The organism is Aliidiomarina soli, from assembly GCF_003986975.1.
Taxonomy (GTDB): Bacteria; Pseudomonadota; Gammaproteobacteria; order Enterobacterales; family Alteromonadaceae; genus Aliidiomarina; species Aliidiomarina soli.
This window is the reverse complement of the sequence record NZ_PIPO01000004.1, coordinates 40,226-65,478: the sequence shown is the minus strand read 5'-3', so window position 1 is coordinate 65,478 and position 25,253 is coordinate 40,226. Positions and strand designations below refer to the sequence as shown.

Sequence of the window (25,253 nt, the reverse complement as noted above, 5' to 3'; positions counted from 1 at the left end):
TTCTATTTAACTTTAGCTTTGGGTATCCTTTCGCCTACTATTATCCCTTTCGATTTGTAATATGTGAGTGCAGTAGATGAGCAAAAGCCCAGCGGTAACCGATGAACGTGTAGCAGCCATTGCCGACCAGGTTCAGGTACATAAGTTTGGTGGCAGTAGCCTGGCTGATGCATATTGTTATCGCCGCGTGGCTCGTATCGTCACTGAATACGCCGGGGCCAATGACCTAGTGGTGGTATCCGCGGCCGGTGATACCACCAACCGCATCCTCGCATTAATCGACGCCAGACAGCATCAACCCGACTATGCGGCGACTCTGTTGCAGGCGCTAAAAAGTTATCAGCAGGGATTAATTGAAGAACTGCTGTCAGGTCGCAGCCAGGACGAGGTATTCAACCTCTCTGACACCGATTTCCAACGCCTGCAGCGTTGGCTGGTTGGCGACGAGAGCATTCCCACCGCCGAACTCTGTGCCTACGGGGAACTCTGGTCCGCGCGCTTGCTTGCAGCGTTATTGCAAAAGCAGGGCACCCGCGCCGATTACATCGACAGCCGCACGTTTCTCGCGGCCACAGATGCCGCTGAGCCGGTTATTGATGTAGCGAGTAGCCGACAGGCGCTGCTCAAACGCATTGCCCCTCATGCCGGCACCCGTTTTATTGTGACTGGTTTCATCTGTGCGGAATCCGGCAGCGGACGCACGCTGCTGCTGGGTCGCAATGGCAGCGATTATTCAGCCACCTTGATTGGCAGCCTGATCGACGTGCGTCAGGTTACGATCTGGAAAGACGTGGCCGGCGTGTATTCTGCCGATCCGCGTAAAGTGGAGCGGGTGGTGAGCTTGCCGTCGCTGGACTGGTCCGAAGCAGAGGAACTGGCGCGCTTAGGCAGCCCGGTTCTGCATCCAAGAACCTTTCAGCCAGTGAATCGCGAACGCATGATTATCAATGTGCGTTCGAGTCTGAAGGTCGAGAATCAGCAGACCCGTATTGGCCAGTACGACTTTACCGAGGCTAAAGCCAAAGTGCTGACCTCGCTCAGTGAAGTGGTTTTATATAGCATCCCGGTAGCCAGACAGGATGTGATTAAGAACTTCGAGTCGCTGAATCTGACCCCGCTGGTAAGCTGGACCGAAGCCGAGTCCGCAGAGAAATTCTATGCGTTTCATCAAAACCACCTTGAGTACGTTCAGCAGTGGCTGACAGAGCAGGATGCTGAACATTACGTACGCGAAGTATCGGGCTACAGCATGGTCGCACTGGTCGGTGCGCGTATCGCAGAAAGCGAACAGTTCAGGGTCCTCAAACGGGAAGTCGAAGAGCAGCAGCTACGTAAGTTTCTGGTCGCCGACAACAAGAACTCCGCAATTGCGCTGCTCGGCCAGAAGCTCGATCAACGGCTGTTGAACCGACTCCATAGCCTGCTGTTCAACTTCCGTAAGAGCATTGGCGTGCTCGTGCTGGGTCGCGGTAATATCGGCAGTCAGTGGCTGGATATGTTCCGCCAGCAGCGCGACCGCCTGAATGAAAACGTTGATGTACGAATTATGGGCATCGCCAACTCAACCCGTCTGTGGCTTGACTACAGCGGCGTTGATTTGCAGGATTGGCAGGACAATTTCGAACGTCTGGCGCGCCCCTACGTATTAACAGAGCTGCTTCGCGAACTCCCGAATGCTCCTTACGATGAGTTGGTGGTGATGGACCTCACCGACGCCCGTGAAGTGGCCCGGATGTATCCAAGTTTCTTCGCCAACGGCATGCACATTATCGGCGCCAACAAACGGGCCGGTGCTGCAGAAGAGGCTTTGTACCGGGAAATCCGCACCATTCAGCACGAATACAAACGCGAATGGCTCTACAACACCACGGTGGGTGCCGGGTTGCCGCTCAATTATGCGCTCAATGACCTGATCCGCTCCGGTGATCACATTCGCAGTATCGCCGGTATATTCTCCGGCACCATGAGCTGGCTGTTCGAAAAGTTCGACGGCAAGGTGAAGTTCAGCGAGCTGGTGCAGGAAGCAAAAACCACCGGCTTAACCGAACCGGACCCTCGCGAAGACTTATCCTGCCACGACATCGTGCGTAAATTATTAATTGTGGCTCGTGACATTGGCGCTCAACTGGACTGGCAGGACGTCGAAGTAAACAGTTTGCTGCCCTGGCAGCTGCAGAATGTCAGCCCTGAAGAGTTTTGGGAGCGTATCGAAGAGCTTGATGCACCGATGCAGCAGCTATGGGATGAGGCGCAAAAGGACGGCAAAGTGCCCCGTTTAATGGCCAGTTTCTCGGTGGACAATGAGCGCAGCTACGCCCGGGTTGGTATCGAGTTCATCGCAGAAGGCGATATGCTCGCCAATTTGATTCCGGGTGAGAACATTTTCGTTATACACAGTGACTGGTATCAGGAAATGCCCCTTGTTATCAGTGGCCCGGGGGCCGGACGCCATGTCACAGCAGGCGGCGTGCAGTCTGACCTGCACCAGCTACTAGCACGTCTTGCCGCTACCTAAGCGACAAGACGGCTGCTTCAGAACAACTCGTCGTCGTCATCCTCAAACAAACGCGGCGAGTTGCCCTCTACATCCACGAACTCAGTGGGCTCAGTGCCAGAAATGAAATATTCAAACAAGCTGGTGTAGTCAGACTGATTGCTCAGCTTACCAGTCTTATCGTCAATCCGGACTGAGACAATATCAGTTGGCAAATCAAAGGGATCAAAAGCGAAGTCTTCCATCGCTACCTGCATAAAATCAATCCAGCCTGGTAAAGCGGTGGTGGCACCCGCTTCGGAACCGACGATCGGCTGCCGGTCACGGCCAAGGTTAGGGTTCAGCGACGCCCGCCCAAGCGAATACTCGAGATTATCGAAACCGACCCAGGTACTAACCACTAAGCCACTGCCATAGCCCACGAACCAGGCATCATTGACGTCATTGGTGGTACCGGTTTTACCGGAAATATTGCGGTTACGCAGCGTTTGTGCCCGCCATGCGGTGCCATTCCAGCCAGTTTGATTAGGCCAGCTGCCGCCGCCCCACACCGCTGAGGTTAGCGCATCACTCACCAGAAAGGCAGTTTGCTCGGATAGCACTCGCGGCGCCTGCGGCAGCTCATGTTCCCACCAGTTTTCATAGAGATCCTGCAGCACACAATCGGCGCAGGTCTGGACCGGATTAGCGACTTCCAGCACTTCGCCGTTGACGTCTTCAATACGCGCCACGAAATGCGGTTCCACCAGATAGCCACCGTTGGCAAACACCGCAAAGCCACGAGTTAACTCAAGCGGAGTAAAAGACGCAGAACCTAAGGATAGCGATTCGTTACGCGGAATGTCCCCTGCTTCAAACCCAAACTGCTGCATGAAATCGGCGGTACGGTCGACTCCTACCGAGCGGATCAGACGGACTGAAACGACGTTCTTTGAGCGTGCCAGTGCCTTGCGCAGACGAATCGGGCCGTCATAGACTTCAGGTGAATTTCGTGGCCGCCAGGCAGACCCTGATCCCGGGTTCCACTGGGTAATAGGTGCATCATTCATAATCGTGGCCAGGGTGTAACCATCTTCGATAGCCGCAGCATAGATAAACGGCTTTATGGTTGAACCTACCTGACGTTCAGCCTGCAAAGCCCGGTTATACTGGCTCATTTGGAAACTGTAACCGCCTACCACGGCAGCAAGTGCGCCGTTATTCGGATGCATAGCGACCAACGCCGAGCTCGGTCCGGGAATTTGTGCCAGCTTATAGGGTGCATCTGGTTGCGGACGGCGCACCCAAATATGATCGCCTGCGCGCAAAATATCACTGGCTTGTTGCGGTGCTTCGCCCTGGGTGCTCTCATCAATATAAGGCCTTGCCCAATCAAGGGCCGCCCAGTCCAGTTCAACTTCACTGGCGCCTGCCACCCCTTCGCGAACCAGGATCACAGCACTTTGCTCTCCGACCTCAGTAACCACCGCCGGATGCAGAGGGCCATACATTGGTTGTCGACTCAGATACGCGGTGATTTCCTCGGCTGACCAGGGTTCAACGCCTCGGTTTTCCGGAATCGCCATGGTCTCAGGGTTGATCAAATTCTGCTGTTGCTGATCCGCCTCTTCACTCGCCGTAAACTCGCCCCACAAACGGTTCACCGGACCACGATAGCCGTGCCGCTCATCATAGGCGTGCAGGTTGTCACGCACGGCCTTTTCCGCCGCTAGCTGATGCTTTGACTCTACGGTGGTGTAAACCCGATACCCACTGGTGTAAGCCTGCTCGGCGCCAAAACGCTCTACCATCTCATGCCGCACCATTTCAGCCAGGTAGGGCGCTGAAACTTCAATCGTGGCGCCGTGCAGCCGCGCAGTGACAGGGGCATCATACGCAACCTGATAGGCTTCTTCGCTAATATAGCCTTCATCCAGCATCCGACGCAGCACGATCCGACGACGTTCAACCGACGCCGGTGGATTTGAGATTGGGTTGAGAATCGAGGGTCCTTTCGGCAAACCCGAGATAGTCGCTATTTCCGCCAGGGTAAGTTCGTCCAGCGAACGACCGTAATAGACTTCTGCCGCGGCTCCAACACCGTAGGCGCGGTGCCCCAGCGCCAGCTTGTTCAGATACAACTCCAGAATTTCGTCTTTGCTGAGCAATTGCTCGATATGGATCGCGATAAAGGCTTCTTTCACCTTGCGCATCCACGCCCGTTCGCGGGTCAGAAAGAAATTCCGCGCCAGCTGCATGGTAATGGTACTCGCACCTTCGCGGATAGAGCCCGTCGTGATCAGCACGCTAAACGCACGCGCAACACCAATAGGGTCAACGCCGAAATGCTCGTAAAAACGGCTGTCTTCAGTGGCTAAAATCGCATCTTTTAACTGCTGCGGAATTTCGTCCAGGGTAAGCGGAATACGCCGTTGTTCACCAAACTGCGAGATCAGCTTGCCATCTGCTGTAAAAACCTGCATCGGTATCTGCAAGCGAACATCGCGCAAGGTTTCAACACTGGGTAATTCAGGCTTCACATAATAATAAAGCGCGACCACGCTACCCAGGCCAAAAATGATCAGGGTCAGCAACGTCAGCAGCAAATATTTAAGAAACTTCAAGGCAGGCCCCATTTAGCGCAGAGTAAGGTGCAAAACAATCCGGCATTATACTGATTTTCGCGTTAAATTTAACCAATTTCGACCATTCAGCGATTACTTACAGAATTGGCCCTCTACTTCGCGGCGCGAACATCTATGCTTAATCCCATCTTCTCCCAGTGTACACAGCGAACAACTGACAGGATGTCAAATTAAGGATGTTATATTTATAAAAGGATACGTAGCATGGCGCTTTGGCACGCTTTACGACATTCAGGTAAAGGTAATCGCCTCGGTATTGTCTGGACTGACGACCATGTCAGTATCGCGGTTATAAAAACAAAAAAAGCAAACAACGGACCGCAGATAAAAAAAGGACTGGGAGGCGAGTTTGAATTACTCGCTTTAACCCAGTCATATGCTCTCTCTCACATTGCTAGGATAGTCGCTCAATTTAAAAGTTCAGCCAGCATTGCATTATTTTTACCTTGCTCTGCACTAACTCACCTCGAATTAGCACTGCCGCAGGATGTCCCCCTGGCTGAGCTCGACTCGACGCTCGGCTTTCTCCTCGAACAACAGGGGTTTGCTCCATTGGATACATTCATCTGGGACGCAGAGAAAATTACCACCAGCGACATCACGAACGACACTGAACAACGCTATCAGGTGATGCTGACCAACAAAGAAAAACTGCAGGACTTCTATCGCGCACTTAACCTCAACCCCAGGCAAGTCAGGTTTGCAGGGGCACCGCCTTCCCCAACTGACTGCGGCGATACAACGTTCGCAGACTCGGTTAGCGGTCCGTGGTTGTGTACGGCCAGTCGTGATATCGCACTCAGTGCTTTGTTGGGCTCGGGGTCATTGTGTTGAACCTAGCCCGGCCGCAACGAATTCGACGACGCCGTCAGATTCGCATCGCTCAGGCACAGCTTGGCGCTATGCTGATATTGATGGTGGCTATTGTCGGACCACGACTGAGCGCTGAGACATCCTCTGCCGCCGTTGTAAGGCCAGGAGAAATTCCTGCCATTGTGGCCAAGCCTCTTGCTCAACACCCGCTTGCTGCGCATGCGCGATTATGGCTACTTACGCTATCCACGCTTCCGGTCGCTGCTGAACTGAAGACGATCCACTTTGTCCGTGGTGCAACAGCAAACTGGCAATTAACGCTGCAAGCGGACAACACACTCTGGCTCAGCGACTGGTTAGCCATGTTTAGTACAACCCTGCAACAGCAGCAGTGGACGACTCAACTGGTGAGCAGCAATTCCCATGGTGCCGGTTACCTGATTGTGATTGAGGTCAACGGGCCGTGACTAGCCTTAACCATGGTCTTTATCACCTCGGTTATCGCTGGAGCCTGATCGCCCCCAGGCTCCGCTTGCTAGCGGTGGCATTGCTGGCCGTGATCGCATGGCTGATAGCCTATGTCGCCGATGCTCCAGGTCCACAGCATTCAGAGCATCAAATTGCTGTGGACACGTTCGCTCGCCCCACCGCGTTGCCGGATAAAGCGTCGCAAATGGCGTTGCCTGAACTGTCACTGTCGGCATTGCAGCATGCCTTGCAGGCGCTCGACTCACCGTCATTAACGATTCGCGATCAACATTATCAACTTAGCGCCAACGGTGGACTGTTAGAGCTAACAGCGTTAATGGCAAGCCTTGCCACCTCGTCACACAGCCCGGGGCGCTATCAGTTAGTCTTGCCTGGTAAGAGCCAGGCTGCAGATAGCCGCGGTCGAGCAAACGCTCAGCTTACCCTCTCGCTGCAGCCAGGCCAGTTTATTGCCGCTGATCAGCGCGCTTTTTCCGAGTTAACGGACTGGTTGAATGATGCGAGTCACCATGATGCAGGTCATTCATCAACGCCCAGCGACTGCCAATCGCCGTTACCGCCGCAGCTAGTTGTGACCGCAAACTGGCCTCAACGCGACTACGTTATGGTCGTCTATCAGGGGCAAACCCGCCGCTTGCAATTAAATCAAGTACTTGAAAATAGCTGGCAACTGAAGCGAATAAGCCGCGATTGGTTAGAATTTCAATGGACCAGTCAAAATCCTGGCTGCCAACAAATGCACCGCGTGGCGGTTGCCATTTAGCCGTCTTTTTGCCATAATCGCGTGTCTTTTTTGCAAGTTCAGGGGTGCTAATTAAACACTCGTTTCTTTTGGTAAGTAACAGCTATTAAGTGAAGTAAACAAAGATATGGCTGAAAAACGTAACATTTTCTTAGTTGGCCCGATGGGCGCAGGTAAAAGCACCATTGGCCGTCAAATCGCACGCTCGCTCCACCTTGACTTCTATGACTCTGACGCTGAGATCGAAAAACGAACCGGCGCGGATATTAGTTGGGTGTTTGAGCTTGAAGGGGAAGCAGGCTTCCGCACGCGCGAAGAGAAAGTCATTGAAGAATTGACCGAACACATGGGCATTGTCCTTGCCACTGGTGGCGGTTCGATTGTCAGTAAAGAAAACCGTAACCGTTTATCGGCACGCGGCATCGTGGTGTACCTCAAAACCACCATCGACAAACAAGTCGCCCGCACCGAACGGGACAAACGCCGTCCGCTCATCGCTGAAGCAGAGAATCCTCGCGAAGTGCTGGAAGACCTGGCTGAAACGCGTGACCCGCTGTACGAAGAAATTGCCGATGTAGTGGTGGAAACTGACGATCAAAGTGCTAAAGTCGTAGCCACTCAGATCATCGAAAAGCTCGGCTTTTAAACGCCATTTCCGATTTAGGTCAGCGAACTTTCTTAGCAGGGTAGGTCTATGCAACAGCTTTCTGTGCAACTTGGCACGCGTAGTTACCCGATACTGGTCGGCAGCGGTCTGCTGTCGACCCTGGCTCTGCATTTAAAACCCTATCTGAACCAACAGGTCTTCGTCATTACCAATGAGGTTGTGGCGCCCCTGTACCTGGAAAAGATTAAAGCTGCGTTATCCAACGACCATCAGCTGGATATCTTTATCATGGCCGATGGCGAAGAGGCGAAAAGCCTGCAAACCTGGCAAGCGGCACTGGATGCCCTGCTTTCCAGTGGCTTTTCCCGTGACTGTACCGTGCTGGCATTAGGCGGTGGTGTAGTCGGTGACCTCGCCGGGTTTGTCGCCGCCAGCTTCCATCGTGGCGTTGATTTCATTCAGATCCCCACCACCTTGCTGGCTCAGGTCGATTCCTCGGTCGGAGGTAAGACGGCGGTTAACCATCCACGCGGAAAGAACCTAATTGGTGCCTTTCACCAACCGCGAGCGGTTTTGATCGATACCAACTGTTTACAGACCTTGCCACAGCGAGAACTCAGCGCAGGCCTGGCTGAAGTCATCAAGTACGGCGTCATGGCCGATCACGACTTTTTTAGCTGGCTGGAAAACACCATGCCTGCTTTAGTTGGCCTCGATGAGGGCAAACTCGAGCAAGCGATCGTCCGCAGTTGTGCAATTAAAGCGCAGATAGTGGCAGCCGACGAAAAAGAACAGGGGCAACGCGCCTTACTTAACCTCGGCCACACCTTCGGCCATGCAATTGAAAAGGCACAGGGCTTTGGTAGCTGGCTGCATGGTGAAGCGGTCGCCGCAGGTATTGCCATCGCCGCCGACATAGCCTGCCAACGCAACATGCTCAGCGAAAGTGATTACCAACGTACCCTGAAACTATTGAAAGCCGCGGACCTACCAGTGAACGCTCCCGTAGAAATGCCCTGGCAGCAGTGGCAAGATCTGATGTTGCGTGATAAAAAGGTGAAGCAAGGCAAAGTCCGCTTTGTATTACCCGAAAATTTAGGCCATGCGGTTCTCACCGCAGAGCTTGACCCAGAATTAATCCGTCAGGCGGTGAGCCGCCAACGTGACGCAGATAGCGGAAAGATCCATGCGCATTGAAGCACCAGAGCAGTCTCAAGAGCCAGGGTTGGCAATTGCCACTAAAATAACGGCCAGCCAACAGGCTATCCTCGACCAGCTACATAACCATGTAGCGTTCAGCGAGAGCCTGATTTTCCTGAGCGGCCCGCCGGGCGCTGGCAAGTCCACTATTCTCGAAGTTTTTCTTGAGCAGGCCTCAGATTACGCCAACCTCGCTTATCTGCCACAGCCGTCCAAGATCAATGCCGACGCCATGCGCAGCAAAATTTTGCGTCAGCTTGTCAGTCTCGACGCTTTTTCCACCGATGACCGGATCCTCGAAGCACTGCAACGTAATATGAAACCAGGCCGCCAGCATTTGGTGGTTTGCGTCGACAACGGCGAATCATTACCCGCGGCTATTTTAAGTGAACTGCAGGAACTGGCGACCAGCCGCCATTTATTTAAACCCGATCAACGAGTCAGTGTCGTTATTGCCGGATCGGCGGAGTGGATTAAGCGGGCCAGCAAAGGGCTTTCATTGGGCAGCAAGGAACCGGCATCACGTATTGAGGTTTCACCTTTTAGCAAGCGTGAGCAGGCGAGTTTTGCCCGTAAGCTGGTTGAAACTCAGTCCAAGTCAATTCCGGAAGAAAAACTAAGCGCCGTGCTGCAACAAACCCAGGGTTACCCTGGTGAAATCCAGCAGGCATTAGAAACCTTGCTGCTTAAACCGAAAGCAGCAGCCCGGTCAGCAAAACGCGGCGAGCAAACGAGTAGCGAAAAAGGGACCGCCAAAGCACCTAAGTCAGGTTCGGCACTGAATAAGCTACTGTTGCTGATGACAGTGATTGCTTTTGCACTGGCGCTCTACGTCGCCTGGATGTTGCACGAAGGACAGCCCGGTGACCGCGAACCTGAGAGCCGCCCTGTCGAGGCAGAGGTCGAAACCACAAGCCAACCGGAGCCCACGTCAGCCGGACAGGAAACACCACCTGTGGTGGTTGAGCCCGCTGACGACGGCGTTGCAATGGATTACGACCAGGCCATGACAAGGCTGCGTGAACGCAGTAGTCAACGCCAGGCGCAAGCCTCGGTGGAGGAACTTACCGCTCCGTTAAACGAGCAACCGGATACCATTGCGCCAGCACCAGTTGCAGAGCAAACGGCAGAAGCCAGTGCCACAGCTGACACTAGCGACCAAGCTGAGACGGCTTACGATAACCAGGAGCTATGGCAGCGCAACGCGCAACGCTATGTACTGCAGGTTGCCGCATTCAGTGACGAGGCTCGCTTAGAGCTGTTCCTTAACGAGTTCAGTCATCCGCAACTGCGGATATACCAAACCCTGCGCGACGATGAAAGCTGGTACTTCGTGGTGGTCGGTGATTATCCATCGGCACAGGCTGCACGCGACTATGTAACAGAGCAAAGCGAACAGGAAGACAGCGAATTGCAAGGACTGCAGCCCTGGCCGAAGTCCATCGCTGGCGTGCGTCAGGATCTGGCACCGGTGATGGGCGACAACGCCGCTGCGACCAACTAAAAATGAAAAAGCAACGCGCCTTTTTAAAGTGGGCCGGCGGCAAATACTCACTGGTTGAAGCTATTAACCAGTTGTTGCCGCCCGCTGACAAGCTAATTGAGCCGTTCGTCGGCGCCGGTTCGGTGTTTTTAAACAGCGACTATGACCATTATTTGCTGAACGACATCAATGCCGACCTGATTAACCTCTACCAGATTATTAAACGTCGCCCGAAAACCTTTATTGAAGACGCCAGGCGCTTGTTTGAGATGCGCAACAACCAGGCCGATGCCTTCTATGCGCTGCGCCGTGAGTTCAACCAAAGCGACGACATTTACCACCGATCGTTGCTTTTTTTGTACCTCAACCGTCACGGCTACAATGGCTTGTGCCGTTACAACGCCAGCGGCCAGTTCAATGTGCCATTTGGAAAATACAAGAAACCTTATTTTCCTCAAGCCGAACTGGAGTTTTTTGCTGAGAAAGCGAAAAAAGCCACCTTCACCTGCCAGCCATTTCAAAATAGCTTTCGGCGAGCACGTAAAGGGCACGCTATTTACTGCGATCCGCCCTATTTACCGCTTAGTCCGACTGCCAGCTTTACCAGCTATGCCAGCGGTGGTTTCAGCCTGGACGAACAGGCCATTTTGGCACAAAAAGCAGAACGAGCAGCATTCAAACGCGGGATCCCGGTATTAATCAGCAACCATGACACAGAACACAGCCGTTTGTTCTACCATAAAGCTAAGCTGACCGAGTTGCAGGTTAATCGCTACATTTCACAGAAAGGCGACGGCCGCAGCAAAGCCGCCGAGTTGCTGGCGTTTTATCCGGCCCAGCTTTTCACCTGATTCAGGCTGACAAACCATGATTGACTGGCAATTAAAGACCTTTAACGAGCTTAGCTTAGCGGACCTTTATGCGGTACTGGCTCTGCGCCAGGCCGTTTTTGTAGTCGAACAAAACTGTCCTTATCAGGACGCCGACGGCGAAGATCAACAGGCGTTGCATCTGCTTAGTTACGAGAATGAGCAACTGATCGCCTACGCGCGTATTTTTCATGCCACAGGCAAAACGAAAACGAGCCTGCACGGCGCCGATGCGGATGTGCATCGAATTGGCAGGGTTATTGTTGCGCCGCATGCTCGTGGACGACAGCTGGGTCGGGTGCTGATGAAAAAAGCGATGCAGGTAGCCCTGAGTAATAGCCTTAGCCAGCAGATTGTCATCGGTGCGCAATGCTACCTGCTCGACTTCTATCGTTCCCTCGATTTTGTCTGTGAAGGGTCGGAATACCTCGAAGACGGTATTCCGCACCAGGACATGCGCTACATCGCCAGGGCTGACTAAGATGACCACAGACACTGAGCACACCCCGGGTTGTTTACAGACCCCTGCACTGATGGCTGCGGAACCCGAACTCGCAGCCGCCGCCCAACAATTAGCCAGGCATTATCAGTTACCTGAAGAAGCCAATGAGCATGACTTTGTTCTTGAGCTCACCCAGTTTGGGGTTCAACTGCGCTGGAAATCACAACCGAAAGTAACGCCTTTGTTGGTCGACTTTGTTCGCGGGAAACAAGCCTGGCGTCGTCAGGCTGGCGGCGCTCGCGACGAAGCCATTGTCCGCGCCCTTGGCATTGCTAAGGGGCATCGGCCAAACATTCTGGATGCGACTGCGGGCCTGGGCCGGGACGGCATGATCCTGGTGCATGCAGGTTGTCAGGTACGTTTTTTAGAACGAAACCCAGCCATTCATGTTTTGTTGAGTGACGCGATCAACCGCGCTCAGCATGATGACAGCATAGGTCCATGGGTGACTGAACGCGCACGCGTGCTGCCTCGCGGCAGTATCATTGAGCAGGCCTACGCTCAACAGCTGGCGAAAGAGCCCCCCATGGCGATTTATCTAGACCCTATGTTTCCGCACCGGGATAAATCAGCGGCAGTCAAAAAAGACATGCAGATGCTGCAACATTTGGCAGGAACGGATGAAGACAGCGACCAGCTGTTACCGGCAGCGCTGGCGGTTGCCACGCACCGGGTGGTCGTCAAGCGCCCGGCGAAAGCACCGTATCTGGCGGGGCAGCATCCGAGTGCGCAGGTTCCCAGCAAGAAGCACCGCTTCGATATTTATATAAAACAAGCCTACTAACGCGCCATTGGCGCTTAACTGCCATGCAGACAACTACTGCACCTACAAAACCACGCACACAAAAAAGCCCCGCTGCAATCGCAACGAGGCTTCTGATTGCCGCGGTGGCCAGTTAGTAGCCGACAAACACCGCAAACATCAGTGCGAACGAACACACTACCAGCAATTTCAACATCAAAGGTGCCATAAAGCGGAACCAGCGGTCGTAAGGGATTCCGGCCAGGCCAAGAATACCCATCAACACCGGGTTAGTCGGTACAATCATATTCATGAAACCATCACCCATCTGGAACGCCAGTACAGCCACCTGACGACCAATTTCAGCCGTGTCCGCAATCGGCACCATAATAGGCATGGTTACAAACGCCTGCCCTGAGCCCGATGGAATGAACAAGTTAAGGAACGACTGGATGAAGAGCATGCCTACCGCACCAAAATAGGACCCCATGGCATCAACCGGCATCGACAAGTAATGGATAACGGTGTCGAGAACCTGACCATCTTCCAGGATCATCGCGATACTGCGGGCAAAACCAACCAGTAATGCCGTCGCGGTTAACTGGGCAGCGCCGTCAATGAACTTTTGCGCCGCTTCATCGAAGCCAAGCCGGCCAATAAAGATAGTCGCTATCCCCAGGCCAATAAACAGCGCACTCAGCTCTGTTAAATACCAGCCGTGCCATTGAATGCCATAAACCAGTAACGCAAGGGCCAAACCAAAGGCGCTGATTACCGCAATATGGGTTTTATTCATTTTCGGATAAGCGTCAGCGTCCTGTTTGATCTCTTCGGTCGGTAAGTCCGCCAATAGCGAGTTAGCCGGGTCCGCTTTGACTTTTTTGGCGTAGCTGTACACATGGTGGAAGCCAACAGCAAAGACCGGGATCAGCAACAGAATACGCAACCAGGCGCCGCTGCCCGGCTGCACTTCGGCAATGGCCTGAGCGATCACCACGGTAAAGGGATTGGTTAACGACAAACCGTACCCGACACCATAGCCGACCACCAGGATCCCCATCGCCACCATTGCATCGAGCTTAATGGCCCTGCACAACCCGACCAGCAGAGCCACGAAGACCACGTACTCGGCAGCCATGCCGATCACCGATGAGAACAGGCCAAAAATGAACATGCCACCGAAAATGAGCAGACCCATGCGGCTACCGAATTTCTCCAGCAGCTTGCCGATCACCGCATCCAATGCGCCAGTGTGACGAATAATACCGAGCACGCCACCGATCAGAAAAACGAAGAAAATAACGTTTTGAGCCGCTTCCAGCGCTTCCGGAATCACCGTAAGCAAGCGCACAGGGCTCAGCCGGGGGACATCTTCCTGCATTTCATAACTGCCTGGTACCACGACGGTCAAACCATCTTCAACCTGACGGTCAAATGAACCGGTTGGCAAAATCCAGGTTAACACCAGCGCCACCATCATCATGATGAACATCAGCACCAGCGTGTGTGGAATTTTTATTTTTGACATAACAAATCAGTTCCCGAAATTTAAACGCGCTCTAGACTATGCAAAAGGGGGCTCCGAGGCAAATCCGATTTGTTCACAACTGTGCTAAACTGCCCGCTTTTAACGGTTGAAGCCAACCGCGAACTTGCCTGCTTTGAGCTAAGTAAATGGAAACTAAGACATTTGACTGCATTATTCTGGGCGCTGGCGCGGCTGGCCTCCATTGCGCCGCCACCGCCGCTAAACGCGGAAAGTCGGTGCTGGTACTCGATCACGCCAAGCAGGCTGGCAAAAAGATCCTGATTTCCGGCGGCGGACGCTGCAATTTCACCAATATGTACACCGCGCCAGACAACTTTTTGTCGGCAAACCCGCATTTCTGCAAGTCTGCATTAAGCCGCTACACCCAATGGGACTTCATTGCGCAGGTTAGCCGTTATGGTATTGCTTACCACGAGAAAACCCTGGGTCAGCTATTTTGCGACGACTCTGCTAAACAGATCGTCCGCATGTTGCTTGATGAATGCGCTGAATATGGCGCGCGGGTTCAACTGCGCACCAACGTGACTGATGTCAGTTTCGACGGCCAGGAGTACCAGCTCGACACATCGCAGGGAGCATACAAAGCTAAGTCAGTGGTGGTCGCGACTGGCGGTTTATCAATGCCAAAACTCGGCGCGACCGCGTTTGGCTTCAAGCTCGCGGAACAGTTCGGTCACAGCATCCAGCCCGTGCGTGCCGGGCTGGTGCCATTCACCCTGCATGACAGCGACAAAGCGCAGTTTGAGCCCCTTGCCGGCACCGCCTGTGATGTCATTGCTGCCAGCGACCGTGCCAGCTTTAAAGAAGCCATGCTATTTACCCACCGCGGCGTCAGCGGCCCGGCAATTTTGCAGGTGTCCTCGTATTGGCAGCCGGGCGAAAGCGTGCACATTAACTTAATGCCCGACGCAGATGCTTTTGAAGCGCTGAAAGCGAGCAAACAGCAACAGCCAAAAATGGGCCTCAAAGCCTGGTTAAGCCAGCACATCGCCAAGCGTTTAGTAACCATTCTGCTGGAGCGCGAACAATGGCCACAGAAGAACCTCGCCGACTACAGTCACGCCGAACTCAGCAGCATCGCCGAATGCCTCCACAACTGGCCGCTTAAACCCAACGGTACCGAGGGCTACCGCACCGCCGAAGTCACCCTCGGTGGCGTTGACGTTGATGAGGTCAGTTCCAAGACCATGCAGAGCAAACTGCAACCAGGCCTCTACTTCATTGGCGAAGTGCTCGATGTCACCGGCTGGCTCGGCGGCTACAACTTCCAATGGGCCTGGTCCAGCGCCTGGGTCTGCGGCGAGTCGGTTTAACGGCTAAAACCATACCCTTTTACCAGGCAACCTAATTAGCCACAGCGCTCACGCGTTAGATAATTAGCGACTGTACGAGCAATCTCGTCTTTAAGCCAGACGGGGCCGTAGTCTGTCATATCATTGTGCCGCGATTCCGCTATTTTCTTAACGCAAATACCGTAGCGCTCGCTTTCTTGTGATGAAGGTAAAACCCCATCGTCCGCAGGGTAGTCACTGCCTCGAATTGAAAGCACCTCGATTTCCGTACTACGTGGAAGCGGAACGCGCCGGTGATCAAGCGTAATGACGGTTGCTATGTAGTCTGTACCCTGATTGGCAAGCCAGGACGATATATCACCTCCATTTGAATGACCGATAAGCAACAAGTTATTAAAGTCGTAATTTTGATGAACATGTTCAAGATTGTGTTTAATAAAATCCAATGTCTCAGCGCCTCGACTCCAGTTCTCGCGGCGGGATTCATACAGGTCACCAGATACTGATAACGGCGGATCACTCTCTAGTTCATGCCCGATAGCTACAACCATGTAACCCAATTGATTTAACTGCTGCGACAAAAAGGAGTATTTGATATGAGAGACACCATAACCCGCACTAAGAAATGCTACCGGACATTTTTCAGCCTCACTGCATTCTCTTTGTGAAGTGGGATGCGATATTTCTATCGGAATATACCTGTCTCTCGATTCATCATAAACGGTACCAGCTGCGGCACTGAAAACACTGGATAGTAGAACAATAATTAACACAAAAGATTTCAAATCTTATTCCTTGAGTTTTGATCAAATTAAAGTGTTTAAAGAAAAAAGCGATTCGTTCCCCTCAGCGCACTTCTACCGTACAGTAGAAGAAAGAATCAAGGACGGAAACTTTTGCCAATGCCTGTTTATCAATCTGTGCAACGTATTTGCGTGATCCTGGTGACTTTAATCACTGTCAGCGGCTGCGCATCACCTACAGTTTTTCTCAATGACTATAAGTTAAACCCCTCCAGCGTTATAGAAATACAGCACGAACTGGAGAAAGCGGGGCTTGAGGTTACGGTTATCTCGATTCCACACCCCGCAACGATGGATGCTTCGACCATAATTCTGGGCTCAGCGGCGACTCTTGGCCGCGAGGTCGACAGCGTGGTGTCGCTTCTTAATGGCTTAGGCTACGAGAGCATTGGCACGTCAATTATCCAGCGCGGTAACCACTGGTATCGAGGCGGCAATATGGGGCTGTACCTGGTTGATGACAGACTCGTAAATGGAGCAGTGCATTCTGTTATCGGGACCTATCAGGCAGACAATTGCGAGTTGATGCAAACCCTCACCCTGACCAACGATTATCGCTTTACACTGACCTATACAGACGGCGAGACCTTGCAGGGTCAGTGGGCGATTGATGGCATGCCTTATATTAACCTGTCGAAGCAGAGTCCCTATGTAAACTTCTACTATCAGATTGAAAGTGAAGTGACGCATGATTTTTCCGGCCGGGTAGACATCACGAAACTGCGACCGTTAGAAAGCCAGAACTACCGCCAAATTGAAAATTGCGGGTTTGTTCAGGGCCTAAGGGTGAACCCCGCTCAGTCCCTTTAAACTGATCCGTGCCGCCGGGCTCAGGTCTTTACAACCAACCTGGGATCAGGTTAGCTGGGGAGGAAGAAACCACATAAGGATTTGTTCATGGTCTTTTTTACTCGATTACTTGTTGCCGTACTTAGCTGCATTGTTTTGCCCTTCGCGGCGGCAGAAGAGCCGTCTACGGAAGTCACGCTGCTTGGCCAGGAGATCGAAGTGCGGCAGATACTTTCGTCTGAATGGATGGGAACCTACGGTACGGACGGGTATGAAGACGTAAGTGCTTACGGCATCAGAAAGCTAGCTCAGGATACGCTTTGGATGCCTGCTGCTACACTGCAGACCTTTACCCGGCATGCGTTGCTAAACCAATTCGCCACAGACATTCAGTCTGCCCCTACACTGACGGACAATGAACGCACCTATGTACTTCACCTCTATAGTCAGGCGGACACGCGGACCGACAATGAGCAACTGACCGGCTTTAGCCTGGTGACCGAAAACAGCGAGAACGGCCAACTCAACATGCATACTTACCAGCGGGTCGATGAGCGGTTCGTGCGGCAAACAGAGTTCAGTGATGAGGTGCGCGGAGCACTTGACTGTGAGTCTGCTGCGCTAATGGCACTAACCTTCAGCATGCCCGGCACCAGTAACGGCTCCGGCGACAAGCAGGTTAAAGTGGTCACGCTCGGCCGTACGATTGATGAATATGACTCGATTGAATCAGAAACCCAATATCTGCAGGACTTGCAGCAACGCAGTCAGCAGTTGCTGCAAGCCGGCGATTAATTAAACCAGCGTTTTCAGCATCTCGGCGTCGTATTCAACCAGCGCTTCGCCCTGTTGCACGCGTTGGATGTAATCCGGGTTGGCTATCAACGGTCGGCCGATGGCAGCCAGGTCGAATTTGCCCTCAGCGATACCCTGATCAGCCTGATCGGCGGTGTAGCTGCCGCAACCCATAAAGGTGCCTTTGTAGTTGGCCCGCAGGAACTCGCTGGAGCGCATGCCGTCAAGGGCATCGAAGGTCATGCTGTCATCGAAAATACCCACGTGCAGATAGGCCAGGTCGCGTTTATCCAGCTCTGCTAACAATAATTGAAAGACCGCTTTATCGCGCGGATCTTCGGTCATATGGGCATAAGCGCCCGGCGATAAACGCAGGCCAACGCGGTCAGCACCGACTGCAGCAATGACTGCATCGACCACCGCCAGTGGGAAGCGCACCATATTTTCCGGGGTACCACCAAACTCATCCTCACGATGGTTGCTGGCATAGTGCAGGAACTGGTCAAGCAGGTAGCCATTGGCTCCATGGATTTCGACCCCGTCAAACCCTGCGGAGCGTGAATTGGAAGCGGCCACTGCATAGTCTTCAATAAGCTGCTCGATTTCACCGCTGCCGAGCGCGCGCGGCACCGGGTACGTCAGACCAGGCATCCGTGGAATGCGTTCATTAAGGCCAATCGCCGACGCTGAGACCGGGCGCGAGCCATGAAAGACCTGATGCGAAACCCGACCCACGTGCCACAACTGGCAAAAGATGGTGCCACCTTTTTCATGCACCGCGTCGGTGACTTTCTGCCAGCCTTCAATGTGGGACGGGCGGAAGATACCCGGCACGTTCGGGTAGCCCTGCGCATCAGCGCGGATGATGGTCGCTTCGGAAATTATCAAACCGACATCGGCACGGCGCGCATAATAAGCGGCCATGTCATCGGTAGGAGTCAGATCCGCAGCCGCCATGCAGCGGGTTAATGGCGCCATGGCGACACGGTTCTTCAGGGTTAGTGTGGGGTTTAGGGTCACCGGGGAAAACAGGTTGGTGTGCATTAGACGATCCTTTCAAGAGACTGTTGGTTGAATAGCAACCAGGACAAGTAAGCTAAGCTTGTCTACGCTATGAGGTCAGATTTGGTGCTTCACAAGGTCTGCTAAAAAGACAATAATCGGATAAATTATTCGTTTTTATACTAACGCATTGCCGAGGGCCCCAATTGGGACTGAAGTCTGGCACGGAAATTAACCACTAGGATGGTCTGAACTATGAAATTTACTGCCTGGCGTTCATTACTCATTAGCAGTTTATTAGTTACCTGGTTGGCGGCCTGTAGCTCACAGATAGCCACCGAAAACGAAACCCAGCGCGAGCTGGTCGAGCATGCTCAGTATATCGAACGCGCTGCTGCCCAGGCTGAAGAGCTATGGCCGGATTTCTGGAGTGCCAACACCCCCTTCATTGTGTATTTTCGACAAGGGCCCGCGTTGCTGGTGAGCGAGCATGTGCCAGAGGGCGACTACCAACAGCTTAGCGAGCGCTATTATTACTATGAAGATAGCCTGCCAAGACTCAGCGACAGCTTTCATATTGACTACCAGCTCGGCAATATCGTCGCCACGGCAGTGAGTTTGCAAAGCAACCCCCAGGACACCTTAAACCTGCTGTTTCATGAAGCCTTCCATGGCTATCAACGTCGCCACTTTTCCCGCACCGCAGTGGCTGAGTTTGTCGATCCTGACGCGTTTAAAAATCCGCAAATTCGCGCCTTACTGCAGCTTCGCCGCGATCTGCTGGAGCAGGCACTGGATGCCCCTGCCGAGCGCGTACCCGGATTACTGGATGACCTGCTGACCATTGATCATTTACTGGTCATGCAAATGGGCGCTGGACCGATGGAACGCCTGCACCAGCTTGAAATTATTGAAGGTACTGCTGAATACATCGGGCTCACCGCCGGTCGTCTGGTTCATCCGCGTTTTAACGTCACACGGCGCGTTAAAGACCATCTGCAAGTAAACCCTGAAGGGGTTCACAACAGCAGTGACCTGCGCCGTTATTCCTATGGGACCGGGGCCGCCCAGGTGATCCTGGCAACCCGGGTGGAACAGAATGCGCAGCAACAGATCAACGATGCCTCGTCATTAAACGCCCTGCTCGCCGAGTGGCGTCAGTTCGAAGAGCCTGATGAAGCGCGCATCAATGAGCTGTTAGCCCGCTACCCGATTGAGGCACTTGTCGAATGGGCCTACCAACAAAGTAGCCCGGACCAGGCTCTTAACCTTGAACAGTTCGCCGCGCTGACTGACGCCACCCTGGATTTCGCCATTCATTTAAAGAGTAAGCAGGCGACCGCTGGGCTCGATGTTAATTTCTCAAGCGGTACGGGGGGCTTTACCCAGCCGCAGCAGGGCTCGTATGTTCTGCCGCAGCCGCAGTCGATTTCTATTTACGGCAACATGACCAAGCTTCTTATCGAAGGTGCTGCAACTCATATGCAGTCACCGGGTGATGAACGTCCGGTATTGCGACTGCAGGTTAAAGTCGATTCATTGCCGGTCTTGTGTGATGGCAACGAGAGCTGTCAGCTCGAGTCGATTGACTTTACCTGGCAGGGTGTTGAGTTTAGCCATGCTGCCGAGACCAGTATTCGTCAGCAAGGAAGTCATTTACATATTGATGTCATAGAGCTCTGATTGAATAGGTCGCTTTTATTGTATACTCAGGGGCTCTTATAGCCCCTGTTTGTTATGCGCGTTTTTGTCGTACCCCATAAAGCGCGCCGTATACAAGGAAGCCTTATGTTTCGTTGGTTTGAAAATCGTTTAGACCCATTTCCTGAAGCCGAGCCGGCCCAACCGCCGAAGGGTTTCTTTGCCTTCTGTTACCACTTCACCAAAGGCTCAGAAAAGTACCTGATTATGGTCGCCATTCTGATGGCGCTGGTAGCCATTACCGAAGTCTGGTTGTTCGGCTTTCTTGGCAGTATTGTCGACTGGCTGTCAGAGCAGGATCGCGCTAACTTTCTCGCCAACGAATGGATAAAACTGACCGCCATGTCGGCAGTGGTATTGATTGGCCTGCCTACACTGGTTTGGTTTCAGTCGCTGCTTATGCACCAGACCCTGCTCGGCAACTACCCGATGCGTATTCGCTGGCTGGTGCATCGCTATCTGTTGAAGCAGTCTATGAGCTACTACCAGGACGAATTCCCCGGCCGGGTTGCAACCAAGCTGATGCAAACCGCGCTCTCGGTGCGTCAGGTGGTGGTCAGCTTTATCGAAGTGGTCAACTACATTGGCGTCTATTTCCTTGCCATGTTTGTGTTGATTGCTACTGCCGACTGGCGTCTGATCCTGCCACTGGCGGGCTGGATAGTTATCTATGCATTGCTGCTTTATGTGTTTGTCCCGCGGCTCGGCAAAATCTCCCAGGAACAGGCCGATGCCCGCTCGATTATGACGGGTCGTATCGTCGACAGTTACACCAATATCCAGACCGTGAAATTGTTCTCTCATGGCGCGCGTGAAACCAGTTTTGCCCGCGATGGCATGGATGATTTTCTGCTTACCGTGCACAAACAAATGCGCCTGGTGACGCTGCTGTATGGTTTGCTATACGTCATCAACTGCCTCTTGCTGTTTGCTTCTGCCGCACTGGCGATCGGTTTATGGCTCAATGAAGCGGTCTCCTTAGGCGCCGTGGCGGTAGTAGTAGGCCTGGTGTTGCGGTTGTTTGGGATGTCACAAATGGTGATGTGGCAACTGACTCAGTTGTTTGAAGCCATCGGTACTGTGCAGGATGGGATCGGCTCGATTGCGGTCTCGCGTACGGTCGAAGACAAGCCCGACGCGCTTCCATTGCAGGTCAGCAAAGGTGGTATCGAATTCGACGACGTTAACTTCCACTACGGTAAAGCCAGCGGTGTGATGGACGGGCTCAAACTGAATATCAAACCCGGCGAAAAAGTTGGTATTGTTGGCCGCTCCGGCGCCGGTAAGTCGACCCTGGTCAACTTGTTGCTGCGTTTCTACGATGTGCAGAGTGGTCGTATTCTAATTGATGGTCAGAACATTGCTGACGTGCAGCAGGACACCCTGCGAGCACACATTGGTATGGTCACGCAGGACACCTCGTTACTGCATCGCTCGGTGCGCGACAATATTATGTACGGCCGTCCGGATGCCAGCGAAGATGAACTTTTATATGCCGCGCGACGCGCCCATGCCGATGAGTTTATCGCCGACTTAAGTGACCACAAAGGTCGCACTGGCTACGATGCGCATGTGGGTGAACGTGGGGTGAAACTGTCCGGAGGCCAGCGCCAGCGGATCGCTATTGCCCGAGTAATGTTAAAAGATGCCCCCATTCTGATTCTGGATGAAGCGACCTCCGCGCTCGACAGTGAAGTGGAAACCGCTATCCAGGAAAACCTCTATAACCTGATGGAAGGTAAAACGGTGATCGCCATTGCCCACCGACTATCCACCATTGCTGCGATGGACCGTCTGGTGATCATGGATCAGGGGCGAGTTATCGAACAGGGTACGCATGAACAACTGATCACTCAGGACGGTTTGTATGCCAAGCTCTGGCGCCGCCAGTCGGGAGGTTTTCTGGCCGAAGATGTAAGCTAGCTATACAGCTATGTCATTGAAATGAAACCAAGATGACACCCAGCTGTCATCGTTTAATAACCATAATGTCACGCAGAGGGAGCAGACTAATCGCGCTTTTCTCTCACAACCCTCTGCGGAGACAACTCTATGTTCCAACTAAAACAATTATTCCGGCTGAGTCTGGTCACAGCCGCATTAACGCTGGCTGCCTGTGGCGGTGATATCAACATTAACAGTGGCAGTGGCGGCGACGGCGGTAATACACCTCCTCCCGGTGGCGGCGGTGGTACTCCACCTCCTACCGGTGCTGATTGCCCGGAGTGGGCAGTAACCGGCGATCCAGTGGATGGCATGAATGCAACTGTTTGTGAAATCAGTGGTACTTTCACCACCGACCGGACGTTAACCAACGACGTGCTGTGGGCCTTAGACGGCCGAGTAGCAGTGGGCAACGACAAAGCTGACAACACAGTACTGACCATCGAACGCGGCACCACGCTGTTCGGTAAAAGTGGTGCCGACTTCATGGTCGTGCGCCGCGGCTCTCAACTTGAAGCCGAAGGTACCCGCAACGAGCCTATCGTGATGACCTCGCTGCAGAACCTGCTCGGACTAACCGATGCCACTTCAATCGGGCAATGGGGCGGTTTAGTGTTACTTGGTCAGGCCCCTGTCAACGGATGTGATCAGGACAACCTGGATGACTGTGCTATTGAAGCAGAGGGTGATGCGGGTCCTTACGGTGGCTCCGATGTAAATGACAATAGCGGAACGTTGCGCTACCTGCAGGTACGTTACGCAGGCTACGAAGTCCTGCCTGACAATGAACTGAATGGTATTACCTTCGGCGGCGTCGGCAAAGGCACCACCATTGAATACATTCAGGTGCACAATAACCTCGACGATGGCATCGAGTTTTTCGGCGGTACTGCGGACGCCAAATATGTAGTTCTGACCGGCAATGGTGATGACTCGCTGGACTGGGATGCTGGCTGGAATGGCCGTATGCAGCACGTTCTGGTGCAACACAATACAGTCAATGGCAAAGCCAACCGGGGCATCGAGGCCGATAACAGTTCAAGCAATTTCAGCGCAACCCCGCGCAGCCGCCCGATTATTTCCAACATGACGATTATCGGCAATGAGTGGGATGGTGACGATGATGGTGAAGGTATTTTATTGCGCCGCGGCACCAGTGCTGAGCTTTATAACTTCATTGTGACCGGTGAGCCGGGCATGGGTGAATGCTTTGAGCTGAATGATCAGGAAACGGTCGACAACGCCGACAGCGGTGACTTACGTTTTGAGCATTCTATTATTCACTGCAGCGAACCATTCAAAGACAGCGTTGATGAGACCGACACCGTCATTTTTGACGCTGAAACCTGGTTCCTGGCGCAGCCTGGTAACTCAACCGCCGACCCGTTGTTAGGTGGCTACTTCCCGTCAGCAGTTTCACCTGCACTGGGTGCCGGACTGAACGTTGCCAACGAGGTAGATACCTGGTTTGACGACGTGGACTACATCGGTGCCTTTGACGGCGAGAACGACTGGACACTGGACTGGACCTACGCGTTACACAACGACGCATCGGCCATTAGTTGCCCGGCCGGAACGACACAGGTTGAATCGCTGACTGACAAGCTGACCTGCGAACTAAGTGGCACGTACACCGAGAACCTGCATTTGCCAGTTGGCGCTGACTACCAACTTGATGGCCTGGTCCGTATCGGTAACGACAACGCCGATTCAGCGACTTTGTTTATCGACCCGGGTGTGCGCCTTTACGGTGAAAACGGTGCTGATTTCCTGGTTATCGCGCGCGGTTCTAAAATTATCGCAGAAGGGCGTCCAAACGCGCCTATCACTATGACCTCGCTACAGGATGTAATTGATGCCAACACAGGCAAAGGTCAGTGGGGCGGTGTGGTGTTACTGGGTAACGCGCCAAGCAATAAATGCGACCAGGCCGACCTTGCCAGCTGTGACATCGAAGCAGAAGGTGATGCTGGTCCATATGGTGGTGCCGACGCCAACGACGATTCTGGCAAACTGAAGTTTGTCCGGGTTCAGTACGCGGGTTACGAAGTATTACCTGACAACGAGTTAAACGGTATCACGTTCGCAGGCATTGGCGATCAAACCCGGGTAGCCTTTATTCAGGTACATGAAAACCTCGACGATGGCATTGAGTTCTTCGGTGGCACAGTGGATGCGCGTTATGTGGTTACCACGGGTGCCGGTGACGATTCACTGGATTGGGCCGATGGCTGGACAGGTCGTTTACAGTTCATGCTTGCGGTTCATAACGGCGAAGCCAACCGCGGTATCGAAGCAGACAACCAGTCTGGTGACTTTACAGCGACACCTATTTCCAACCCTGTCATTGCCAACATGACTATTATCGGAAATGACTACACCTCAGCGGATAAAGACTCTGAGGGCATTCTGTTGCGTGCAGGTACCACCGGTAAACTTCACAACATGCTGGTAACCGGCCCGAACGGAATGGGTGAATGCCTGGAATTCAACTCTCAGGAGTCAGAGGACCTTGCCGCTGACTTCACTACTGAGATGACTCACTCGGTGATTGCCTGTGCCGAACCTTTCCTTGGCGATGTCAGTGCTACGCAAACAACCGAACAGTGGTTCTTAGCGCAGGATGGTAATGCGGTCGAGGCTGGTATCGACGATGTGCTCAACGGTTACCTGACCATTAGCACCAACCCAAGCAAAGACTATAGCGGTGATGAGTTCTTCCTCAATGTTCCGTTCATCGGTGCAGCGTCTGCTGACTATGACTGGACTCAGGGCTGGACGATTGGTTTGCAAGCTAACTAAGAAGAGAGGCT

At 53.2% G+C, this 25,253-nt stretch carries 20 protein-coding genes; 16 read left to right on the top strand and 4 right to left on the bottom strand.

The genetic code is table 11. The features are described 5' to 3' along the window. Positions 1-76: 76 nt before the first annotated feature. Positions 77-2,515 carry a bifunctional aspartate kinase/homoserine dehydrogenase II gene (metL, locus tag CWE14_RS09425; protein WP_126799154.1) on the top strand — a complete coding sequence of 813 codons (2,439 nt, stop codon included), beginning with the start codon at positions 77-79 and terminating at the stop codon, positions 2,513-2,515. Between the two features lie 17 nt (positions 2,516-2,532). Here the strand turns inward: metL and CWE14_RS09420 are convergent, their stop codons facing one another. After that, positions 2,533-5,097, bottom strand: a complete 2,565-nt coding sequence (locus tag CWE14_RS09420; protein ID WP_126799153.1) for a penicillin-binding protein 1A — start codon at positions 5,095-5,097, stop codon at positions 2,533-2,535. A gap of 225 nt (positions 5,098-5,322) precedes the next feature. On the opposite strand from CWE14_RS09420, the gene CWE14_RS09415 reads away from it, so the two are divergent. The 9 genes from CWE14_RS09415 (at position 5,323) to CWE14_RS09375 (ending at position 12,607) form a co-directional block, all read left to right on the top strand. Then, positions 5,323-5,952: a hypothetical protein gene (locus tag CWE14_RS09415; RefSeq protein WP_126799152.1), complete on the top strand. Its 630-nt coding sequence runs from the start codon at positions 5,323-5,325 to the stop codon at positions 5,950-5,952. Further along, complete coding sequence (locus CWE14_RS09410; RefSeq protein ID WP_126799151.1) at positions 5,946-6,398, top strand: hypothetical protein; 453 nt, start codon at positions 5,946-5,948, stop codon at positions 6,396-6,398. The genes CWE14_RS09415 and CWE14_RS09410 overlap by 7 nt, the downstream gene beginning before the upstream one ends. Then, positions 6,395-7,183: a hypothetical protein gene (locus tag CWE14_RS09405; protein WP_126799150.1), complete on the top strand. Its 789-nt coding sequence runs from the start codon at positions 6,395-6,397 to the stop codon at positions 7,181-7,183. Before CWE14_RS09410 ends, CWE14_RS09405 begins: the two co-directional genes overlap by 4 nt. A 106-nt stretch (positions 7,184-7,289) precedes the next feature. Continuing rightward, positions 7,290-7,808 (top strand): shikimate kinase AroK, encoded by a 519-nt coding sequence (gene aroK / locus CWE14_RS09400; RefSeq protein ID WP_126789443.1) that lies wholly within the window; start codon positions 7,290-7,292, stop codon positions 7,806-7,808. A gap of 48 nt (positions 7,809-7,856) precedes the next feature. Then, the gene (gene aroB, locus CWE14_RS09395) at positions 7,857-8,966 is read left to right on the top strand and encodes a 3-dehydroquinate synthase (protein WP_126799149.1); all 1,110 of its coding nucleotides are present in this window, start codon (positions 7,857-7,859) and stop codon (positions 8,964-8,966) included. Further along, positions 8,956-10,473: an SPOR domain-containing protein gene (locus CWE14_RS09390; protein WP_126799148.1), complete on the top strand. Its 1,518-nt coding sequence runs from the start codon at positions 8,956-8,958 to the stop codon at positions 10,471-10,473. Before aroB ends, CWE14_RS09390 begins: the two co-directional genes overlap by 11 nt. Before the next feature lie 2 nt (positions 10,474-10,475). Next, positions 10,476-11,303 carry a Dam family site-specific DNA-(adenine-N6)-methyltransferase gene (locus tag CWE14_RS09385; RefSeq protein ID WP_126789440.1) on the top strand — a complete coding sequence of 276 codons (828 nt, stop codon included), beginning with the start codon at positions 10,476-10,478 and terminating at the stop codon, positions 11,301-11,303. Positions 11,304-11,319: 16 nt separating this feature from the next. After that, entirely contained in the window at positions 11,320-11,802 is a 483-nt protein-coding gene (locus tag CWE14_RS09380) for a GNAT family N-acetyltransferase (protein ID WP_241972368.1), read from the top strand. A 1-nt stretch (position 11,803) separates the two neighbouring features. Beyond that, positions 11,804-12,607 (top strand): class I SAM-dependent methyltransferase, encoded by an 804-nt coding sequence (locus CWE14_RS09375; protein ID WP_126799147.1) that lies wholly within the window; start codon positions 11,804-11,806, stop codon positions 12,605-12,607. 112 nt (positions 12,608-12,719) lie between these two features. Here CWE14_RS09375 and CWE14_RS09370 read toward each other — a convergent pair whose 3' ends face one another. Further along, the gene (locus tag CWE14_RS09370) at positions 12,720-14,093 is read right to left on the bottom strand and encodes a YfcC family protein (RefSeq protein WP_126799146.1); all 1,374 of its coding nucleotides are present in this window, start codon (positions 14,091-14,093) and stop codon (positions 12,720-12,722) included. 146 nt (positions 14,094-14,239) lie between these two features. Between CWE14_RS09370 and CWE14_RS09365 the strand changes: the two genes are divergently transcribed. Beyond that, positions 14,240-15,427, top strand: a complete 1,188-nt coding sequence (locus CWE14_RS09365; RefSeq protein ID WP_126799145.1) for a BaiN/RdsA family NAD(P)/FAD-dependent oxidoreductase — start codon at positions 14,240-14,242, stop codon at positions 15,425-15,427. 35 nt (positions 15,428-15,462) lie between these two features. Here CWE14_RS09365 and CWE14_RS09360 read toward each other — a convergent pair whose 3' ends face one another. Next, positions 15,463-16,191 (bottom strand): alpha/beta hydrolase, encoded by a 729-nt coding sequence (locus CWE14_RS09360; protein WP_126799144.1) that lies wholly within the window; start codon positions 16,189-16,191, stop codon positions 15,463-15,465. Positions 16,192-16,308: 117 nt separating this feature from the next. On the opposite strand from CWE14_RS09360, the gene CWE14_RS09355 reads away from it, so the two are divergent. Both CWE14_RS09355 and CWE14_RS09350 read left to right on the top strand, forming a co-directional pair. Further along, on the top strand, positions 16,309-17,019 hold the full coding sequence (locus CWE14_RS09355; protein WP_126799143.1) for a hypothetical protein: 711 nt from the start codon (positions 16,309-16,311) through the stop codon (positions 17,017-17,019). 87 nt (positions 17,020-17,106) lie between these two features. Beyond that, positions 17,107-17,793, top strand: coding sequence for a hypothetical protein (locus tag CWE14_RS09350; RefSeq protein WP_126799142.1), 687 nt, complete (start codon positions 17,107-17,109; stop codon positions 17,791-17,793). Here CWE14_RS09350 and CWE14_RS09345 read toward each other — a convergent pair whose 3' ends face one another. After that, positions 17,794-18,837, bottom strand: a complete 1,044-nt coding sequence (locus tag CWE14_RS09345; RefSeq protein WP_126799141.1) for an alkene reductase — start codon at positions 18,835-18,837, stop codon at positions 17,794-17,796. 213 nt (positions 18,838-19,050) lie between these two features. Between CWE14_RS09345 and CWE14_RS09340 the strand changes: the two genes are divergently transcribed. From CWE14_RS09340 to CWE14_RS09330, 3 genes are all read left to right on the top strand, one after another. After that, complete coding sequence (locus CWE14_RS09340) at positions 19,051-20,478, top strand: hypothetical protein (RefSeq protein WP_126799140.1); 1,428 nt, start codon at positions 19,051-19,053, stop codon at positions 20,476-20,478. A 105-nt stretch (positions 20,479-20,583) separates the two neighbouring features. Beyond that, a complete protein-coding gene (locus tag CWE14_RS09335; RefSeq protein WP_126799139.1) occupies positions 20,584-22,419 on the top strand; it encodes an ABC transporter ATP-binding protein in 1,836 nt (611 codons plus the stop codon). A gap of 129 nt (positions 22,420-22,548) precedes the next feature. Then, positions 22,549-25,242, top strand: coding sequence for a hypothetical protein (locus CWE14_RS09330; protein ID WP_126799138.1), 2,694 nt, complete (start codon positions 22,549-22,551; stop codon positions 25,240-25,242). The last annotated feature ends 11 nt before the right edge of the window (positions 25,243-25,253 follow it).

What these genes read in the sequence shown, in the direction of transcription:
- CWE14_RS09345 (WP_126799141.1), bottom strand. Translation starts at nt 18,837, where the DNA reads ATGCACACCAACCTGTTTTCCCCGGTGACCCTAAACCCCACACTAACC.
- metL (WP_126799154.1), top strand. Translation starts at nt 77, where the DNA reads ATGAGCAAAAGCCCAGCGGTAACCGATGAACGTGTAGCAGCCATTGCC.
- CWE14_RS09340 (WP_126799140.1), top strand. Translation starts at nt 19,051, where the DNA reads ATGAAATTTACTGCCTGGCGTTCATTACTCATTAGCAGTTTATTAGTT.
- CWE14_RS09385 (WP_126789440.1), top strand. Translation starts at nt 10,476, where the DNA reads ATGAAAAAGCAACGCGCCTTTTTAAAGTGGGCCGGCGGCAAATACTCA.
- CWE14_RS09370 (WP_126799146.1), bottom strand. Translation starts at nt 14,093, where the DNA reads ATGTCAAAAATAAAAATTCCACACACGCTGGTGCTGATGTTCATCATG.
- CWE14_RS09350 (WP_126799142.1), top strand. Translation starts at nt 17,107, where the DNA reads ATGGTCTTTTTTACTCGATTACTTGTTGCCGTACTTAGCTGCATTGTT.
- CWE14_RS09375 (WP_126799147.1), top strand. Translation starts at nt 11,804, where the DNA reads ATGACCACAGACACTGAGCACACCCCGGGTTGTTTACAGACCCCTGCA.
- CWE14_RS09330 (WP_126799138.1), top strand. Translation starts at nt 22,549, where the DNA reads ATGTTCCAACTAAAACAATTATTCCGGCTGAGTCTGGTCACAGCCGCA.
- CWE14_RS09365 (WP_126799145.1), top strand. Translation starts at nt 14,240, where the DNA reads ATGGAAACTAAGACATTTGACTGCATTATTCTGGGCGCTGGCGCGGCT.
- aroB (WP_126799149.1), top strand. Translation starts at nt 7,857, where the DNA reads ATGCAACAGCTTTCTGTGCAACTTGGCACGCGTAGTTACCCGATACTG.
- aroK (WP_126789443.1), top strand. Translation starts at nt 7,290, where the DNA reads ATGGCTGAAAAACGTAACATTTTCTTAGTTGGCCCGATGGGCGCAGGT.
- CWE14_RS09390 (WP_126799148.1), top strand. Translation starts at nt 8,956, where the DNA reads ATGCGCATTGAAGCACCAGAGCAGTCTCAAGAGCCAGGGTTGGCAATT.
- CWE14_RS09380 (WP_241972368.1), top strand. Translation starts at nt 11,320, where the DNA reads ATGATTGACTGGCAATTAAAGACCTTTAACGAGCTTAGCTTAGCGGAC.
- CWE14_RS09415 (WP_126799152.1), top strand. Translation starts at nt 5,323, where the DNA reads ATGGCGCTTTGGCACGCTTTACGACATTCAGGTAAAGGTAATCGCCTC.
- CWE14_RS09355 (WP_126799143.1), top strand. Translation starts at nt 16,309, where the DNA reads ATGCCTGTTTATCAATCTGTGCAACGTATTTGCGTGATCCTGGTGACT.
- CWE14_RS09335 (WP_126799139.1), top strand. Translation starts at nt 20,584, where the DNA reads ATGTTTCGTTGGTTTGAAAATCGTTTAGACCCATTTCCTGAAGCCGAG.